General features: G+C 43.9%; 11 protein-coding genes. 3 read left to right on the forward strand and 8 right to left on the reverse strand.

Annotation, left to right across the window (positions count from 1 at the left end):
* Position 1 precedes the first annotated feature (1 nt).
* A complete protein-coding gene (locus BAE46_RS04575) occupies positions 2-4,036 on the forward strand; it encodes a translocation/assembly module TamB domain-containing protein (RefSeq protein ID WP_070111869.1) in 4,035 nt (1,344 codons plus the stop codon).
* A 54-nt stretch (positions 4,037-4,090) separates the two neighbouring features.
* Here BAE46_RS04575 and BAE46_RS04580 read toward each other — a convergent pair whose 3' ends face one another.
* The 6 genes from BAE46_RS04580 to BAE46_RS04605 form a co-directional block, all read right to left on the reverse strand.
* Positions 4,091-4,306: a response regulator transcription factor gene (locus BAE46_RS04580; RefSeq protein WP_006007163.1), complete on the reverse strand. Its 216-nt coding sequence runs from the start codon at positions 4,304-4,306 to the stop codon at positions 4,091-4,093.
* 24 nt (positions 4,307-4,330) lie between these two features.
* Positions 4,331-6,550 (reverse strand): peptidase domain-containing ABC transporter, encoded by a 2,220-nt coding sequence (locus tag BAE46_RS04585; RefSeq protein WP_070111870.1) that lies wholly within the window; start codon positions 6,548-6,550, stop codon positions 4,331-4,333.
* The gene (locus BAE46_RS04590; RefSeq protein WP_070111871.1) at positions 6,547-7,914 is read right to left on the reverse strand and encodes an HlyD family secretion protein; all 1,368 of its coding nucleotides are present in this window, start codon (positions 7,912-7,914) and stop codon (positions 6,547-6,549) included. Before BAE46_RS04590 ends, BAE46_RS04585 begins: the two co-directional genes overlap by 4 nt.
* A gap of 415 nt (positions 7,915-8,329) precedes the next feature.
* On the reverse strand, positions 8,330-11,710 hold the full coding sequence (locus tag BAE46_RS04595; protein ID WP_006007156.1) for an amidohydrolase family protein: 3,381 nt from the start codon (positions 11,708-11,710) through the stop codon (positions 8,330-8,332).
* A 232-nt stretch (positions 11,711-11,942) separates the two neighbouring features.
* On the reverse strand, positions 11,943-13,367 hold the full coding sequence (gene cysG / locus BAE46_RS04600) for a siroheme synthase CysG (protein ID WP_070111872.1): 1,425 nt from the start codon (positions 13,365-13,367) through the stop codon (positions 11,943-11,945).
* Between the two features lie 131 nt (positions 13,368-13,498).
* On the reverse strand, positions 13,499-15,253 hold the full coding sequence (locus tag BAE46_RS04605; RefSeq protein ID WP_070111873.1) for a DEAD/DEAH box helicase: 1,755 nt from the start codon (positions 15,251-15,253) through the stop codon (positions 13,499-13,501).
* Between the two features lie 753 nt (positions 15,254-16,006).
* Here BAE46_RS04605 and BAE46_RS04610 point away from each other — a divergent pair.
* Positions 16,007-16,813, forward strand: coding sequence for an ion transporter (locus BAE46_RS04610; RefSeq protein WP_006007145.1), 807 nt, complete (start codon positions 16,007-16,009; stop codon positions 16,811-16,813).
* 46 nt (positions 16,814-16,859) lie between these two features.
* Here BAE46_RS04610 and nei read toward each other — a convergent pair whose 3' ends face one another.
* Positions 16,860-17,687, reverse strand: a complete 828-nt coding sequence (nei, locus tag BAE46_RS04615) for an endonuclease VIII (protein WP_070111874.1) — start codon at positions 17,685-17,687, stop codon at positions 16,860-16,862.
* Between the two features lie 162 nt (positions 17,688-17,849).
* Positions 17,850-19,259 carry an outer membrane channel protein TolC gene (tolC, locus tag BAE46_RS04620; protein ID WP_040521077.1) on the reverse strand — a complete coding sequence of 470 codons (1,410 nt, stop codon included), beginning with the start codon at positions 19,257-19,259 and terminating at the stop codon, positions 17,850-17,852.
* A 327-nt stretch (positions 19,260-19,586) separates the two neighbouring features.
* On the opposite strand from tolC, the gene nudF reads away from it, so the two are divergent.
* Positions 19,587-20,216, forward strand: coding sequence for an ADP-ribose diphosphatase (gene nudF / locus BAE46_RS04625; protein ID WP_070111875.1), 630 nt, complete (start codon positions 19,587-19,589; stop codon positions 20,214-20,216).
* The last annotated feature ends 80 nt before the right edge of the window (positions 20,217-20,296 follow it).

Raw genomic sequence — 20,296 nt, forward strand, 5'->3', positions numbered from 1 at the left:
CATGAAAGTAGTCAGTGTTACTAAATACCTCAGTTACGCATTTTTAGCCGTATTAGCCCTGTTGAGCTTGGTGATAATGCTCATCCTTTCGCCCTTTGGCGTCAAAGCACTCATTGGGTTTGCAAATGATCAGCAAGGACTAACGATTGAGAATGTTTCTGGTAGCTTTTATTCGCAGGTGAGCATAGGCAAAGTCATATACGCTAGCCCCCAAATTAACATTACGGGAGATGCGCTTGAGCTTGAGCTTGGACTTCATTGTTTATTTTCGGTGAAAGCGTGTATCGATAATATAAGTGCGGTTAAGCTAGAAGTTGTGCTGATTGAAAATACAGCGCAAAGTGAACCTTCAACGCCGTTTAGCGCATATATAGAACTGCCTGTTGCCGCCTATTTGAGTCGGCTCCATTTGACTGAGTTGACAGTTTATGCCCAAAAAATTGAAGCAGAAAAGGTATTGGTAGCGAAACTAAAAAATCTAAGCGCGGCTGCGTTTATGCATAAACAATTGGTGCTTAACGAACTCAATGTAGAAGACCTTACGCTTATGCTTAGCGCCGAATCAGCAAATGCGACTAATGCGAAACGTCCACAGCAGAGCAAAAAGCCGCAGCACTGGATTGATGTAATTAAAAGTGCACAATACACGCCAATAGTGCTGCCAAATATATTCGTTCCCATCAATGCAGAAGTACAAAAATTCACTATAGCGAATTTTTGCTTGCAGCCCAGTGATACAAAAATCGAAGCAAGGTGCACGGGACAAACCCAAATAAGTGCAAGTGCAAAGAGCCAAACGCTTAGTCTTAATTTAGTCAGTAAACCCATCGAGCAAATAGCGTCGAGTATTAATGTAGATGCCACAGTCGACCTTGCTGATGCATTTTCACACGACATAAGCGTACGCTTACTACCCAACAGTCAATACAGTTCAAAACAGGCAGAGCCTTTAGTTGTGAATCTTACGGGCAATGTTAGCGAAGCTAGCGTCAGTATATACTCAGCAAAAGTTAGAGATAACATACTCACCTTAATTGCTCAGTTCAATGTTTCAGATCCTAATTTACCTCTTAAAATTGAACTGGCTGCTAAGCGTTACCAGGACGTGATAAGTGCTTGGGTACCCACGTTGAGCGTGCCTATTTCAAGCGTAACAGCGTCAATAACAGGTAATATTTCCGCTTATGAAGTTATCGTTTCAGCGAATATTGACAGTGGCCAGGCCAGTGATATAAAGCTAAATGGCGTAGTGTCGTTAAGCGACAAAGATATTAGAATTAATCAGTTAACGACAAGCGGTGACATAGGTATTTTGACCGCTAGCTTTGAAGCTAAGTTAAGCCAATTTGGGGAAGTAGATGGCGTATCTATAGCGAGTGAACTTGGGTTTGAAAAGCTGCAGTTGAAGCCTTTAGTGCCGCAAGTTGACAGTCAACTTAACGGCAATATAAGTGTTAACGCAAATATAACCCCCACACAGCTATGGGGCAGCCTAAACTGTCGCAAAGTGCAGGGTATGCTGCTAGGCTACAATTTATCCTTGCTGTGTGATGTCGCCATTAGTAAAGCTGGCTTGATTGAGGTTAACGCGCTTAATCTTAGCCAAGGTGACAATGTTATTAAAGGAAATGGTCAATTTCAGCTGCCCGAGGGTTTACACACGAGCCGCTTAAGCGCATCGAACCAATCAAGCGCAGCGAGTCAATCAAGCACGTCAAGCAGCAATGTAGACTCAAGGTGGGCTGCGCGCACTACGACGGACCTTCTGTTTGATCTTGATCTACGTGATTTATCCAGTTTACACCCTAGCGCTAAAGGCGCTGTGTTAGGCAAAATTCAGGTAATGGGTCAGGCGGACAAGCCAGTTATTGCCGCAAATGCGAGCATTGAAAAGTTCCAGTTTGGCGAGATTGGCATTCAACAAGCGCAAATAGACATTAGCATAGACGCGGCAGATAACTGGCAAAGTGATGTTAGCGTTGTGTCACAAGAAATTTGGCTTGAGTCGATGCTAGCGCAACAGGTAAGCGCACGCTTACAAGGAAATCTATTATCACATACCCTTAGTGTTAGCTTGATGCACCCAAATTACTCACTTACTCATGAATTTAGCGGCGCAGCCATCGTGAATGAAGACAATTGGCGCTGGTTAGGAAGCTGGGACAAAGGCGAATTTAGCGCTGCTTTTGATACTTTCACACTAGAGAAGCCAAGTAATATTCGCATTAGTCAACATAGCGCTAGTCTTAGGCCACACTGCTGGTTGTCTAGGGTGCTAAGCAATGGCGCTGCAAATAGCAACAGCGCGCCAAATACGATATCCGCTAGTACATTTTCAAATAACAGTAACAAGGCATTATGCATTGAACAACTGCAGTACTCGAGTGAACTTACCCAAATTAACGCTAAGCTGGCATATAATCTGAAAGTGCCACTGCTGCATTATTTCCCAGACATCGTTAAACAAGGCACCAGCTTGGCATTTACCACCGACATAGAGCTCGACTACTCGCCGCTTAAAGGCATCGATCTTGAGGCCTACATGCTAATGACTCAGGCCAATATTACGAGTAGTAAACACAATATAGAGTTGGTAGCGGTAGTGGCTAACGCAAACTTAAAGGATCAAATCCTAAAAACTAATGTGTTTGCAGGCACCAAATCAACGGGGGCCATTGGTCTTAATTCAACATTAAGTTTAGACCTGAATAACACGACACACACAGGGCACTTGAGCATTGACAACTTCATGCTATCGCCGCTGCAGCGTTTTATTCCCAACATAGAAAAGTTAACAGGTACATTGGCGGGCAACTTATTGTACGACGGCCCAGTGCTTGAGCCAGATTTAAACGGCGAATTGCGCATAAGTGATGTAGAACTGGTGGCTGATAATTATCCGTATCCGCTGACCAACTTTAATCAAACCATTATTGTTTCTAATAAAAAAGCTAACATTGAAGGAGAATTTGAGCTAGGCGCAGGCACTGCAAATTACTCGGGTGTGTTAACTTTATTTGATCAAGACAAGCCTTTTTCGTTTGTAGGTGAAATTGACGGAGTAGGCATGCAGCTTGCGTTTGCTGGCAATGAAGTGTTGGCATCTCCTTCCTTGAAAATTGCCTTAGACCCCAGTAACTTTAGCTTACAAGGCGAGGTGACTATTCCAAACGCGCAAATAAAAATTGATGAATTACCAGAAACCGCAAAATCACCCAGCCGCGACACCATTATTATCGGTAAAGTGCAAGAACCGCCTATTTTGCCTATTGGCCTAGACATAGACGTACGCTTCATAATTGACCCGCCAAAACTTAAGCGGGTAACTATAAACGCACTCGATTTAAAAGCCAGTTTAGCGGGTGATTTACGCGTGCAGGTGAGGCAAAAACAAAACCCAGAAACGAATGAGTTTTCACCACTTGAAACGTATGTGTATGGTTCGTTAAATGTACTAAACGGTAGCTATGAAGCTTATGGGCAGAACTTGCAAATTCAAAAAGGTGCGATCTTTTTCAGCGGTGCGCCCAGTTTACCGCAGTTTGATATAACCGCAGTTCGCAATCCTTTAAACACCGCTGACAACGTTGTGGCCGGCATTCGCATAAGCGGTAATCCGGTGGTGCCCAAAGTTGAGCTGTTCTCTGAGCCCGTTATGATCCAAGCCAGACAGCTGTCTTATTTACTGCAAGGCACCGATATTAGCGGCGGTGAGGGTCAGGTCCAAGATGTCATGCTGGTAAACATGCTGGTTAACTTTGGCGTTGGCAACAGCGAGAACGGTGTAAACAGGTTTGGTAAAAGTTTAGGGTTTGATTCGCTAAATGTGCAAACCGCAGGGCAGGGCACCAATACACAGGTGCAGTTAACGGGTAGGATATCAGACAATGTTCAAGTGATTTATGGCGTTGGACTATTCGACCAGGCTACCCAAGTTATTTTGCGCTACCAACTGCTGCCTCAAATGTATTTAGAGGCGAAAAGTGGTGCAACTAGCGCTGTTGATGTGTTTTACGAGTGGACAACCCGAGAATAATAACGTTAAAACCGCAGCAAGGTAGTGTTGACTTTAACATGTTGCAATAGCGTGTTAAGCGCTTTTACTTAGCAGTTCACGGTAGTACCTAGCCACAAGTGCATGGCGATTTCGAATGTCGAGTTTGCGGTAAATATTGGCGCAATGAAACTTCACTGTGCGCTCGCTTATGAATAGGTCACAGGCAATTAACTTATTGGGCAAACCATCCACAATCTTTAATGCAATTTGCTTCTCTCTAATTGACAATACTTCTATATTACTGAGCATAGTACTCTTCCTTTTACGTGTAGTTTAGGTTGACGTTGGGTTATTGATGAGGGGTAAATTATCGATGGCATAGTTAATTTCGGCTAAACCATTATTCGATAACGCGAACACTTTATTGGCGGTGGCGATAGTGTGTGGTCTATGCGCCACCATTACAATAGTGGTGTGTAGGGTCTTTAGGTGGGCACATATTTGCGCCTCTGTTACAAGATCTAGGTGGCTAGTTGCCTCATCTAGCACCAGTAAATCGGGCTGTTGATACAGCGCTCTTGCTAATAAGATACGTTGTTTTTGACCGCCGCTTAAGCTGTCGCCCATGTCGCCAATTAAGGTTTGATACTGCATAGTCATGGCCATAATATCGCTGTCTATACAAGCAAGTTTGGCTACTTCGACTACGCGGCCAATGTCGACTTTTTCAGCAAATTGTGAAATATTTTCTATTACACTGCCGCTAAGTAACTGATCGTCTTGCATGACGGCGGCAATACTCTGATGCGTTCTGCTTTTTGGAGAAAATGCTGCACCATTGAAAGAAATATGGCCTTTGTCGGTGGCCATTAAGCCCAGTAAACAGTTCAACAGTGAGGTTTTACCACAGCCACTTGCGCCCACAATCGCAATAAAGTCGCCAGAATTGATATGAATAGATAAATGTTCAAACAGCCAAGGCTGGTTGCTGTGATAGCGAAAGCCAATATTGCTAACATTTATAGTTGCGCCACTTTGTTTCGCAGCACGTAGTTTACTTAACTGTGCTTGTGCATGCGCTGAGATTGCGCTTAGATGATCATTAGGGATCTCGGGAGCTTGATGCACAATGTCTTCAATACGGTTTAAATGCACGCTCAATATTTTATAGTCTATCCACATTTCAATTAGGCTAATAGATGAACCCACAAAACGCGATTTATAGCTCATAAACGCAAAAAGCATGCCTATTGTAAATTCGTTTGCCATCACCTGTGTTGCTGCTACGTAAACCACGACAATATTTTCAATGCCAAAAAGCACCTTATTGCCAATAGAAAAGCCGATATTCCACTGCCCCAATTTAATGCGCTGATTAATGTTGCTAATAAAAAAGTTAAGCCATTTTGCGTGGGTGGGGGCGCTTGTGTTAGCTAGTTTTATAGTACGAGCTGCTCTTATAGACTGCATAAAAAAACTTTGCTGCTGCGCATCGCTTTGCAAAATTTGTTGATTGAGTTGTTTAATGGGATGAAATAAGGCCCAGCGGCCAAGGCTGTATAGCACGACGACTGCGATAACGATAAAGGCCAACGTGGGTGAGTACATGAACATCACGACTAAAGTGGCAATGCTCAGCAGTCCGTCAATTAATGCTGTTACTAAACCTTGGGTTAAGGTATCGCGCACTGGCTGAAGTGAGCCAAATCGGCTGACAATATCGCCCATATGACGGCCTTGAAAATAGGCCAAAGGCAAGCTTAATAAATGTGCCAATACACTGCTTGAGATATGTAAGTTAAACGCGTTGGAAAAGCGTAGCAAGACGACTTCGCGCAGCCAAGTAGTCGCACTTTCTATGACTAGCAATAATGCAAAACCCAAGGCTAGCACCAAAAGCAGAGACTGTGACGAAGTCGTTAATACTTTATCTACCACGGTTTGCATATAAAACGGCGCTGCTAAGGCGAACACTTGAATCAGTAATGACAGCCCAAACAAAAAGCCAAGCTGCTTTTTTATGCCCTGTATGGGCTTAGCAAAGTCCCACAAAGACAAGGTGTTAGGTTTTGCATTAGGCGCAAATTTATGGTCTGGCCTTAGCTCCAAGGCAACGCCGGTGAAGCTCTTACTAATTTGTGACCAGCTGAGCTTACGTTCTCCAATGGCTGGATCGCTAATGTAAACATAGCGCCTGCTAACTTTTGTGAGCACCACAAAATGCGAAAAATCCCAGTGTAAAATAGCCGGTCGCTGCAGTTGACTTAGTTCCTTTAGATCTAGTTTTAATGCCCTGCAGGACATACCTAAGGTTTGTGCATAGTTAATTAGCTGGTGCATGCTTAAGCCTTGCTGACTAGCGGGCATGATGGCGCGTAACTCTCTAAGCAGTATATGCTTGCCAAAATAGGAGCTAACCATGCTTAAGCAGGCAATGCCGCACTCACTTGCTTCACTTTGCATGACGAGAGAGACGCTTCTTGGCCACGTAAAGCGTAGTTTAGAAAACCACTGCGCGCTAGTATTGCCGCTATCACTGGCACTGGCGTTCATATGACTACGTTCTTAGCCGTAAATTCAGGGCGAGCAATGTCAGATAAGGGTTTCAGTAGCCAAGTCAAAATAGTGCTTTCTTGTTTATTAATCGAGGCACTTATGCTCATGCCTGAGCGCAGCGATATGCTGTCAATGCTAGATAATGGCGGTGTATAGTCAAGCTCGACATTGACTAAATATAGCGCTTGGTTGGTATTAATCGTTACTCCGTCTATGTCTTGAGGCGCAATAACCTGCTCAGATATGTGCGAAACAGTACCGCTTAAACTGCCAAATTTTTGATAAGAAAAGCCATCTACTTTGATCTGCACCTGCTGGTCAAGCTGTAAAAAAGCGACCTGATGCGAAGCAATAGCAAGCTGTACAAAGTAGTTTGGGTATACAGGCGCAATTTGCGTGATTACTTGGTCAAAAGAAACACTTTTCCCCACAGCAATTTGCAAGTTGTCAACAAGCCCGCTACTGGGCGCGGTGACGGTAATTTGGGTATCGCTTAGCAGTGCATCTAATTGCTGCTGGGTTTGAATATTGAGTAAATTTATTTCGTGATCAATTTGTGTTTGCTGCTGCTTATTAGTGAGCTGCTGTTCGCGTAAATCATAGTGGTTTGTTTGGATCGTTTGAGCGCGCATAAACAGCTCAAAGTCTTGTTGATGCAGCGACAGCATTTGTATTTCGCTTTGCTCTAACTGCGTTAAAGAAATCAAGCCTTGAGCCACTAAATTTTTTACCATCTGCCATCTTTGTTTAGCAGTATCTAGCTGAATTTGATGTTTATGCTGATGGTGTTCTATTTTGGCCAGTTGTTCGCCCGTTTGGGCATAGCGTAAAACAAGCCCTTGCAGTGAAAGCATCGCAGATGCGCTATTTTGCTGTAAAATAGCCAAGCGATTACTTTGTTCTTGTAAAATTAGTGTGCGCTTAGCTTCAACGCCGACATCGCCAAGTGCTTGTCCCATTGAGCGGGCAATTATGGCAATAGTTTCGCCGGCCTCAACTAACGAGCCGTTGCTGACCAATACTTGCTTTACAATGCCAGCCGATTCTTGGCTACGTACTTCAATATTGGGTGTTTTAGTATTTATCCAGCCAGTGACATTAATGGTTTCAAAAAAGGACTGCGTGCTAAGGTATATAACAATGGCTATCAGCAGGGTAAGGCTGCATATAGACAGCATCACTTGACTAAGCTTAGGCAGCATACATACATCACCGTATTGCTGTAAAAAGCTTGCATCTATAGCGTCTTGCCTAAACATAGAAGGTGCTGGCTTTTTGTTTTGACGCTGATGGGGACCGGGATTTTTGCTGTTATCTAGGTCTTCATGTTTGCTCGTTTCAGCAGAAGTAGGTTGCTTCATCAAAATCCTTTTCATAAGCTATTCGGCGAAGGGTGTACAAGCTATCGCCGTCATTGATTAATTTGTAGCCTAGGAGATAAGGTGCGTGATGGCTGTCAGATATGGGACAAATGTATGTTAATTTTGTTCTGTGAAGTAGATAGTCTTCATTTTATGGCTGAACATTGAGGCAGGTTGTGCTGGTTTAATGACATTAGTCGATAGGTTTTAGTGATAATCAGCTACATACAAAACAGCTACATACAAAACCGCCTAATATAAACCCAGCGGAGGCAAAAGACGGATACAAAGCAGACGCATAAAAAAGCTGGCGAAAAAGACAGCGCCAGCTTCTAGTATGGTTAAGCTTATAAACGTTCTTGCTAAAACAGTGTTACTACATTCAATGACGTACCCACCGCTAGTGGACCTAATGCTAATGTACCCAGTGGAAGTGCTGAGACTTTTCTTCCATCATCGTAGAAGTTTGCTCGGGCATAAACAAGGTATTGTTATTTTCAAAGAAGAACTCTTTTCGTTGTTTTTTGCTGCCCACTTGATTCATTGTGGCACTTTCAAACACTCGTCCGTTAAGGATTGTGTGGCTAACGTATTCACTCCTTCGGATATCGCTTAGCACGTCACCGTCTATAATTACCATATCGGCTAGCTTACCCACTTCAATACTGCCAATGTCTTTATCCATGCCTAAATGGGTAGCGCCGTCTATAGTGGCGCCACGTAGGGCTTCAAAGGGTGTGAATCCGCCTTGTGCCATAATCCACATTTCCCAATGGGCGCCTAAGCCCTCGCGCTGTCCGTGGGCGCCAATCATGACGCGTACGCCCTCATCACGCAGGACTTTAGCGTATTTGGCTACTTCTATGTGGTTATACTGATTTTCAGGCGCGGTGGGACGTCTTATTGCACGTCGGTCAATTAAGAATGCGGGAGTGTAGCGTAATAAGCGTTCATTTTTCCACACCTCAGTTTTGTCATAAAAGTATTCTTCCCCCATTAGGCCGCCAAAAGACACTACAAACGTAGGCGTGTAGCTGAACTGCGTGGCTTTCCACAGCTGGGTTAAATCGTTATAGCCTCGTGCAATGGGTATATTGTGTTCAAGTCCGGTGTGGCCGTCTACCATCATGCTCATGTTTTGCTGCAATTTACCACCGCCTTCTGGCATTACCATCATGCCCAGTTTGTCAGCCGCTACTAGTAGCTGCTGGCGTTGGTCGCGGCGTGGCTGATTATAGCTTTTGACTGAAATTGTACCCATATCACGTAAACGTTCTACGTGGAAGTAAGCATCTTCATAGTCATTGATAACAGCTTTAAAACCTAAGGCTTCAGCGCCATATAAAATGGTGCCGGTTGAATATATGCGCGGTGCAACGCGCAGCCCAGCGCGCTGTAATTCTGCCGCGGCCATTATTTCGCGGGTGTCGTTTGAGGGATCATGAATAGTGGTTACACCAAAAGACACGCTAGAATACTGTCCCCAGTTTTGTTGAGGTATTATTTGCGCAGTGCCCTGTGAGCCATGTGCGTGAGCGTCGACTAAGCCTGGAATAACTGTCTTACCGGTGGCGTCAATTAGCAAGGCACCTTGGGGAATACTTACATCGCCTTGCTTACCTACCGCGCTTATGCGATTCCCTTCAATTAATACTACTGAGTCCTCAATCACTTCTTGTTGATTGTTAACATCGCGCATGGTTACAAGCTTGCCGCCTACTATAGCGGTAACAGTATTTGGCTTATCACTGGCTTGGCTAAAACTTACATTTAAGCCCTTATCGACCGGCTTAGGCATGCTTTGTAGATTTGCGCCAGCAACAAAATCAAAGGCTTCGTTAAGACTGCGTTCATAGTATGTGGCTGCATGTGACCACCCTACAGTAGAATTATCGTCTCGCCATGTCATATAATTACCCGCATGAGCCGAGAGTTGCTTAACCGGTAACGCACTCATATCAGGTGCAATATTAAAGGTCTTACCGTTAGTTTGAAAAGGTGCAACATAGGTTTTAAACTGATGCACAAACGCTACCCATTCACCGCTAGGGGATAAGCGATACTCGCTCACTTTGTCGTCGCCGTTTAAATGTACCTGTTTGTCTTTTCCGTTCAAATTAACGCTTGAAAATCGGGTTTCTCGGTAGGCATCAAACACGCTTTCAGTAAAGTAAACACGGGTGTTGTCGCCGCTAAAGTGAGGTTCAAAGCCGCTTCTAGACACGCGCTTCGTGGTTTTTTCGTCAATGTTGAGCACGTATAAACCAGGATCATTTGAATATTTAGGATTGAGCAAAAAGCCGCCGGTAATTTTGCGATAGGCTATCATTTTGCCGTCGGTGGAAAAGCTAGGCTCTATGTAATGGCCGGGACTCGTGCTAACGACTTTACCCTTGCCACCGCGGGCTGAAACGACTCTGATTGCGCCTAATGTTTCATCGTTCCAAGTGGTGTACACAATGCGCCTGCCGTCGTGTGAGTAGCGCGGATAATATTCGTCATGATCGTCTTGCTTAGCGTCTTGCTTAGTTAAGCGCTCAGCCTTGCCCGATTTAATATCGTGTAGATACAGTTTGCCCAAGGCTTGAAATAAAATTGACTCCCCATCGGGTGATTTCTGCGCCCAGCGCACCGCTTTCACGTCAAAATTGTCGGGGGCAACATCTACTTCAAAGCGAAGTGATTCTGCATAGCTTATGGTGGTCTCCACTTCTACATTTAAGGTGGTGAGGTCTTGGCTTTGCACATTAATAGAATGGAATTTGCCGCCTGTCCAAAACACGATATTTTCTGAATTTGGTGTCCAATCAAAATAGGCAAAGTAGCCTTCAGAGCCAAAGCCTTCTTGCATGTCGCGTTCTAAATCAAAAAATAGCGGTTCCTCTAGGCCTGTTTCAATGTCTTTGAGGAATAAAACGGTTTTGTTTTTTACGCGTCTTATAAATGCGACGTGCTTACCATCGGGCGACGGTGTGGGCACAACTGCGCCGCCGGTACCTGAAATATAGCGTTCTTCGGTACCTGTTTCACGATTGTAGCGCACTATTGCAAAGATAGACGTTAATGGGTCGCGGTTATATGCGAATTGAGAGCCAGGGCTTATATTTTGGGTATAATAAATGTATTGGCCGTTTGGGGAAAAAGCAGGGTCGGCGATATTTTGTTGTTCTACTCGGCCGTTTTCGCGCTCTTTTATGGCTATGCCCGTGCCACCGGTATGATGAAATAGCCATATTTCACCCGCTGGGATTGAACGCGATGAAACAATGCCTTTTGTGACCACTATGTACTGTGAATCGGGGCTCCACTTGGGCGCGTGAATAAGATTGATTTTTTCTTTGGTGACTTGCGTTAAGTTCGCGCCGTTTATATCCATTATCCATGCGTTTGACAAACCGTCTCTATCTGATATGAACGCTATTTTAGTACCGTCTGGGCTAATGGAGGGTTGAATATTCCACGCAAAGTCTTGGGTAAGCGCAATAGCCTTACCGCCTTTCGCATCCACAATGAAAATATCGCCTAGCATGTCAAATACCATGTGTTTGCCATCGGGTGAAATGTCTAAGCTTGACCATGTGGTTTCATCTGTGCTGATGTTAACTTTTTTCAAGTCCATGGGCGGTGCTAAAACATTCCATTGCTTTAGTGGATCTTTTTCAAGTGATTCTTTTGTGAATTGAGTCTCATTGCTTAATTTTGGATTAATGCTAAATGCATATAAAGAAGTGCTAGCAAAGCTACAACTTAAGCCAAATAATATCGCTAGCAAATTATGGGTTTGTCGTTTAATCATGGATAAAGTGGTCTTGTTATGGTCTTAATCTGTTAATTACCATAATTGTATAGCCTAGCTTTGGCAAGCCTTCTCATTACATTATGCGCGCTATCTCTTTATCTAATACTATTTACACCCGTTTTAATAAGCGACATTAAGACTTTATGTTAGCTTAACGGCAACGGTTGCATATTTGTTTACCCATTTATGAGTGCCTTTTTACCTACGAGTATGTTTTTAATGACAGGGCTTAGGCGTGGGTGCTTTGAGTGCTGCTTTCGTCGAAGCTTTTGTCACCAAACCAGTTTAACTTTTTATGTAAACTTACCACGCCGCCAACAATAATGAGGGTAGGCGGCTGAAGGCTCGCCGTATCCTTATTGCTCATAATGTCGATAAGTGTGCCCGTTACTACTTTTTGGTCGACACGTGTGGCGCTTTGAATTAAGCCAATTGGGGTGCTAGCAGGCATGCCATATTCTATTAACTTTTCACAAATAATAGGCAAGGCGGTAAGCCCCATATAAAACACTAAAGTATGGTTGGGTTTTACCATGCAGGCCCAGTCCAAATTAATGGTGTTATTGCGCAGGTGCCCGGTAGTAAAAGTAACCGATTGCGCATGCTCTCTATGCGTCAGAGGGATCCCCGCGTAGCTTGCAGCACCCGTGGCAGCGGTAATACCCGGAACCACTTGAAACTCAATGCCTTGCTCAATTAAGGTTTCTATTTCTTCACCGCCACGGCCGAACACGAACGGGTCGCCACCTTTTAGACGTACCACCCTGTTGCCTTTTTTGGCTAAATTGGCAAGCAACTGGTTTATTTCTTGCTGAGGTATAGTGTGATTACTTTGCTCTTTGCCCACATAAATCTTCTCAGCATCGCGGCGCACTAACTCTAAAATTTCTGGTGACACTAGCCGGTCGTAAACTACCACATCGGCTTTTTGCATTAAGCGCAGCGCTCTAAAAGTGAGTAAATCAGGATCGCCGGGCCCGGCGCCAACTAGGTACACTTGGCCTGCAGGTTTGTCACCGCCGACATATTTTTCGAGCGCGCTATTGAGTTGCTGTTCAGCCTGCTGTTTATTGCCTTGCAGCACGTTTTCGCCAATATCACCGTCAAGCACGTCTTCCCAAAAATAGCGTCTGTCGGTTACGCTACTCAGTGAGGTTTTAACCGTATTTCTGAATTTTTCTGAAAATGTGCCTAGTCGTTTGATGTTATGTGGTATCACCGATTCGAGTTTTTGTCGTAAATAGCGCAATAATACCGGCGCTACACCACCGCTAGACATGGCGATTATAATAGGTGAGCGGTCAACAATTGAAGGCGTAATAAATTTACACAGCGGCGTATTGTCTACTACGTTTACCAATATGTGTAAGGCATGAGCTTGATCATGTATTTGCTGGTTAGTTGATTCACTGTCAGTAGCCACAAAAACCATTTGTTTGTTGTCCAAATCGCTTTTCTCATATTCACGCCTTATAAGCGTTACATTTGCTGAATGTGCTAACTTTTCAACGGTGTTGCTTACCCAAGGCGCCACAATGGTTATTTTGGCCGGTGTTTTTAACAGCAGCTCGCATTTACGCGCAGCCACTTCTCCTGCGCCTACCACTAGGCAGTGGATGTGTTGTGCATCAACAAATATCGGAAAATATTTCATATGGCCTCTTTTAATAGCTAAGAAGTGTGCCATAAACCAGAAACAAAAAAAGGAATAAAAATCAGATTTTTATTCCTTTTTGATATACTAAATTACTAGACTCACAATATAAGCGTAGTTTGGCTAACTAGCTAATTTTTAGGTCGCTTATTAGGGGCTTCTTCACTCCACTCACGCATGTTAAGACGTTGTCCTGCAACGCGTGTTTTCATAAGCGTTTCTTTTGTTTTTTCAGGCATACTGTCTGGCAAATCTACGAGTGTGAAGCTGTCGTGTATGTCAATCGCGCCGATATTTTTACTGCTCATATCGCCTTCGTTAGCAATCGCACCCACTATGTTGCCGGGTTTTGCGCCGTGTGTATAGCCAACTTCAATTCTAAAGCGTTTCATGCCTGCTTCAGGATTTGAGCGTGGACGCGATGGTTTGCGTTCACGCCCGCCTTCACTGGGGCCGTCGCGACCACTTCGACTTGGGCTGCGACTGCGTTCGTTGCGCCCGCCTCTGTCACTTCTTTCAGGACGATCTTTAAATGAGGGTTTAGCATGCACGTCAGGTCGGTCTTGTTCGCTGAGTAACAAAGGTTCATTGCCTTGAGCTACTTTTGCTAGCGCCGCCATAACCATTTCCGGTGAAGCTTCAGATTCTCTGATAATAGCTTCAATGACGGGCATATATGACTCAATTGATTCATGGGCTAATGCGTCTATCACACTTTTCTTAAAGCGACCTAAACGAGATTCATTAAGCTCACCAATAGACGGAATTTCCATCATGGTAATTTCTTGCTTAGTGGCTCGCTCTATTGCGAATAGCATACGCTTTTCGCGGTGAGAGATGAATAGTATTGCATCACCTTTGCGGCCAGCACGACCGGTACGGCCAACTCTATGTACATAAGACTCTGTGTCATGAGGCACATCGTAGTTAATAACATGGCTTACACGTTCAACATCAAGGCCACGGGCGGCAACGTCGGTTGCCACTAAAATATCTATTTTACCTTGCTTGAGTCTTTCAACGGTGCGTTCGCGCGCGGCTTGTGCGATATCACCGTTAAGAGCTTCAACGTCGTAACCGCGGGCAGATAGTTTTTCAGCAAGTTCAAGCGTAGCTGTTTTTGTGCGCACAAAAACAATAACGCCTTCAAACTCTTCTATTTCTAGAATTCGGGTGAGGGTTTCAAGCTTATGATGACCTGCTACTTGCACGTAGCGCTGGCGAATGGTGCTTGCAGTAGACACTTTCGACTCAATTTTAACGTGCTTTGGATTATTAAGATATTTTTGCGAAATCTTTTTTATCTGGTCGGGCATTGTCGCAGAAAACAAAGCCGTTTGACGTGTCGCTGGTGCATGGCTTAGGATTAGTTCGACGTCGTCGATAAAACCCATGCGCAACATTTCGTCGGCTTCATCAAGCACTAAAAAGCGCAGTTTATCGAGTTTAAGCGTTTTACGTTTTATATGGTCAATAATACGACCTGGTGTGCCTACCACTACCTGAACGCCGCGCTTTAATTGACGAATTTGGTTATCGTATGATGAGCCACCGTATACTGGCAATACGCGGATTTTCTTAGAAAAGCTTGCATACACCTGAAAGGCCTCTGCCACCTGAATCGCAAGTTCGCGTGTGGGAGCTAATACTAATAGTTGTGTGTAAGCTTCGTCAGGGTCGATGTTAGCTAACATAGGTAGGGCAAACGCAGCTGTTTTGCCCGTTCCTGTTTGTGCTTGACCTAGTAAATCGTGGCCTTCTAGAAGCAGTGGAATGCTTTTTGCCTGAATGGGTGAAGGCTTCTCGTAGCCTACCTTTTCAACCGCTTGCAGAAGGGCACTCGGCAAGTTTAAATCTTTAAATGTGATGTCGACACTGTCGGTCATGGTATATCCTGAATAATGAAAGAACAAAAAGGCAAAGCAGTGAATACACGAGCGCCCTTAATTGACCATGTAGTATACTCGAAAGTGATAGCAGATACCATCAAACTAATTCGCAAAATTGTGGTTAAATGTCCCACAATTAGTTACAGTACAAGTAATTACGATTTTTTTTAATTTTTAATGGTTATCAGGGATAATAAGGCACAAATAAGTATGCAAAATCTTTGCTCAAACACACATACTTTCCGATTGTCATTACGTTTATGTAAGTTAGTTGCCCTGGTTTGTATTGTTTTTTCATAGCTGCTTGCTAAAAGAAAACATCACAAGAAAATATTCAAGAAGCCGCCGAGTTTGCGACAGCCACAAACAACCAGGCCGCGGTTGTTGCCCTTGAAAATGCAGTACTGCAAGTCTCGCGTTCAAATCTTGCGCGATTTGAACGAGGTAAACGGTACCTAGAACTAAATGATTTCGAATCAGCCGAAAAAGAGCTGAGTCGTGCAAAAGAGTTAGGGTATCCTGAACATGAAGGGGTACCACTTCTTATGGTTGCGTTGCAGAAAATGGGCGCTAATATGGCAATTGCTGAATTAAAGAACAAATATTTAAACTAGCAACAACTTTCTGAACAGGGCTCACGTGTTAACGTTAAGTTGACTAAACGTGAGCCTTTTTAGTGTAAACAGATTAATAACACAGTTAACATAGTCTCTTCATGGCTATGTTAAAACGAGACTAAGAGTAAAGCACTTGATAAAAACCATACAAACTGCATTTTTAAAACTGCGTAGTAACAAAATATTTGAACTTGTAGTAGTGGCGGTGATCATTATTTCGGCCTTAGAAATAGGGGCTAAAACTTACGATTTATCAGACGCGGCAATTTTTATCCTTGAGTACCTAGATGTGTTCATCACCATTTTCTTTTTATGTGAAATACTGGTCAGATTTATTGGTGAAGAAGAAAAAAAGAATTTCTTTAAATCGGGTTGGAATATTTTCGACACCTTGGTCGTTGTCATCAGTTTAATTCCTGTTGATGAATCTGAGATGGCATTACTTGCCAGATTAATTCGAATTTTCAGAGTGCTAAGAATGATTTCGATTATCCCTGAACTGCGGATCCTTATAAACTCCTTGCTTAAAGCGCTGCCACGTTTGGGCTACGTGGTGCTACTGATGTTTATAATATTCTATATATATGCGGCTGTTGGTAGCTACTGGTTTAGTGACATCAACCAGGTACTGTGGGGCGATATTGCTATTTCAATGCTCACTTTATTTAGGGTAATGACCTTTGAAGACTGGACCGATATTCAGTATGAAACGATGGAAGTATATCGTTTTAGCTGGATATTCTACATGACATTTATATTTTTCACTGCCTTCGCATTTTTAAATATGGTGATTGGGATAGTGGTAGGGGTCATGGATGAGGAGCACACCAAAGAGCGAAATGAAGGTCAGCCGAGCATGCTAGATCTGCAGAAACAGATTGAACTGTTAAGTCAGCAGGTTGAACAGTTGACTAAGGGTAAGCCTGATAAGATGCCATAGAAAGAATATCGGCGTTTCACTTATTGCAGTAGCTAATTCGCTATGGCTAATTCAGCACAGCCTGGCAAATTTCACACCAGTATATACGCCGGCCATTTCTTAGCCCTTTCACAATATTAGACACGCATTCACGGCAGGGCAGCCCTTCGCGGTTAAACGCCATAAAGCGCACGCTTTCGTAGCTTCCTTTTGTCTCTTTAAGCTGCTTTCTTAGCTCGTCAGGGAGTGTATAGCCTTTGGTGCTATATGCACGTTTGGAAATAATAAGGGTTTGCTTTGACAATGTTTCAATTTGCTCTTGGCTGAGCTCTTTAGGCTTTAAGTCTGGATGAACACCGGCCGCAAATAAAATCTCGGTGCGCAAGTAGTTGCCAATACCGGCAATAAAGGCCTGGTCCAGATACAAAATAGACAGTCTTCGCTTACAAAATCGCTTGGCTTTTAGCCGCAGGGCGATCGTCTGCCAGTCTATATCTTTTTGCAGGATGTCGGGGCCAATTTTTTGTAAAAATGGATGGTTTATCAAATCGGCTCGTTCATACACTGCAATGTCTGAGGCGCTATATAACAGCGCGCTATGTGTGCTTGTGTGCAAAGCTAAGCGCAGCGAGCGCTTAGTCTGTGGCAGATTACCTCGTTTACAGGTGCGCCACACGCCATACAACTGGTTATGAGAATATATCGTGAGCCCATTTGCAAAGTGAATCAGCATCGCTTTGCCGCGTGTTTCAACCTTCGTGACTACATTACCTTTAAGACTAAGTGCAGCTGCGCTTAGTCGCGGCAGACCTACGTCTATGTCTTCAATAACTTGATTTTCTATAATTTTAGCTATTTTGTCGGCGGCAATTCTAATTTCAGGGCCTTCAGGCATTTTTATGTCTACCTATTTTGATTTGCTAGAGCGAATGTTGCGAATAAGTATTAACTAAAAAATGTTTACGGGTAACACAAGACATTACTAAGAAGCAAACACTAAGCGAATCAGAATAAACAAAGAGACACTCGCTAAGAGGGTCTCTTTATGTGCTATAGCCTAAGATTGAGCAGCAGGCGCTGGCTTTAATACCCTGTTAATATCCATCAAGTCTTGCTGCGTTAAAGTACCTGACGCTTCCTTTAAGCTAACAATAGCGGCAATAAAGTTATAACGAGCATCGGCTAAGTTACGGCGGGCATCAAACAGGTTTCGCGTGCTGTTAAGGACATCAACAATGGTTCGTGTACCTACATCAAAACCCGCTTCGGTTGCTTGTAATGCACTGTTGGCTGAAACGACCGACTGTTCGAGCGCGCGAATAGTCGCTATTGAGGCGTTAACATCATTGAATGAGCTGCGCACTTGGCGGACCATTTGGCGATACGTAAGCTCTAAGTTTTCACTTGCTATGACATAATTGGCGCGGGCTTGCCGAGTGCTTGCTGACACTCTTCCGCCTTGGTAGATAGGAATGTTCAAGGTAAGGCCGATTGAGCTGCGGTTCAATGCGCCGGGTTGACTAGCTTGGCCGCCATTAAAAACGGTTTCAGAGTCGTTCACATCAAACGAAGCGCCGAATCTTAAGGTAGGATAGTGACCACTTTTGGCTAAGGCAATTTCTTCTTTGGCCACGTCTTTTAGAAAGCGCTGTGCCAATAAATTCAGGTTTGACTCTTTTGCCAGGTCTAACCAGGCGCTAGCAGTGCTAGGGTCGGGCTGCACAGCAGTAAATATTTGCGTATCAAGCACGGCAATTTGGTCATGGTATTTACCGGTAATCTCTCTTAATTGCTCGAGGCGCTCCTCAAGCAAGTTCTCAGCGCGTATTTGGCGTGCAACTGTATTGTCAAAGTTGGCTTGCGCCTCGTGCACGTCGGTTATGGCGGTTAAGCCTACTTCGAATCGTTGTTTGGTCTGCTCTAACTGTCTTTCAATGGCTTCTAGTTCGGCTTTTACAAACTCAACGTTGTCTTGTTCACGCAGTACAGCAAGGTAGGCATTAACGGTACGCAACATTAAGGATTGCAAGGTTGCCCCTAACACCGCGTCACTTTGCTGAGCGATAAGTTCTGCGCGGTCCATACCTAACCAATTTGCGTGGTCATATAAAGACATATTTAGGTCAATACCATAGTTGATTCCAGTAGTCTCAACTTCTGCAATGGCATTAATAACGACTCTTCCCCCATTCTCATCGACTACGGGATTGTTGTTGGCGTCAAAAACAGGTTGATTAATTTCGGTTTCTCGGGTCCCATCTGAATAGCTAATACTGCCTGTTATTTGTGGTAGCAAATTAGCGCGACTAATGTCAATACCCTCGTAAGCAGCATCTTTTTGTGCTTTGGCCCTATTTACAATAGGATCATTAGCTTGCGCCAGCTCATAAACAGTGGCTAAGTCATCAGCAAAGGCTGAGCTTGAAAGAGTGAGTCCGATAACTAGGGAAATGAACGTTTTTTTCATTGATGGGTGCTCTGCGGTATTGTAGGGGTTAACGCGAATATTGCGTGTAGTGTAAGTCACCCACGCTTGAATGCGTATAAAATGCTTATATCAAGTGATGGTTAAGTGTAACAGAATGTAATGTATTTGCAGATTAAACATCTGTTATTAAATAGGGTCTGGAATAAACTATGGGGTTTCAAGCGACTGTTTTTATGGCGCATCAGCAGTAAGTGTATATTTGCGTGCTCACTTCACCTAAGCATATTTGTAACGGGTGACTAGCTTATTTGCAGTGGATGGGTAAACTACTTGCTTACAGGAATTAGATTATTTGGACCCCTTCTCATGACGACAGCCTACCCTAAGTTCACAAAAGCCGATGTAACGCTTATCAAAAAAGAATCACTGTATAAGGGTTTTTTTGAGCTAAATCGTTACCATCTGAAGCATAAGTTATTTGATGGATCACAAAGTAAAATAGTCGTGCGTGAAGTGTTCGAAAGACGTCATGCCGCTGCGGTATTACCTTACGATCCAATTCGTGACGAGCTCGTACTACTTGAACAATTCAGATTTCCGGCAATGGAAACGAGTGACCGGCCTTGGTTAATTGAGGTGGTTGCCGGCATTATTGAACATGGCGAACAACCGCAAGAGGTATGCATTCGTGAAGCCCAAGAAGAAGCGGGCATACTCGTAAGTCAGCTTATAAAAGTAAGCTCTTATTTAGCCTCACCCGGCGCCTGCACTGAACGAATCCATGTCTATTTAGGCTATGTAGACGCCAGCACCGCAAAGGGCATTCATGGATTAGACAGCGAATCTGAAGATATAAAGGTTCTCACAGTGCCTTTTGAACAAGCGGTAGCGTGGTTGCAAGAAGGTAAAATAGACAATAGCACCGCTATTATCGCCATTCAGTGGCTTATGCTGAATAAACAGAAAGTTCGCCAGCAGTGGCTAGCGACAGAGTGAAGAAGGTAAATACCCTAGCAGCAACTGAAACTTAATGCATTTTGCCAGCGTTCATTACACTAACATAAAAAGGTAATTCA

Source organism: Glaciecola punicea, from assembly GCF_001756615.1.
Taxonomy (GTDB): Bacteria; Pseudomonadota; Gammaproteobacteria; order Enterobacterales; family Alteromonadaceae; genus Glaciecola; species Glaciecola punicea.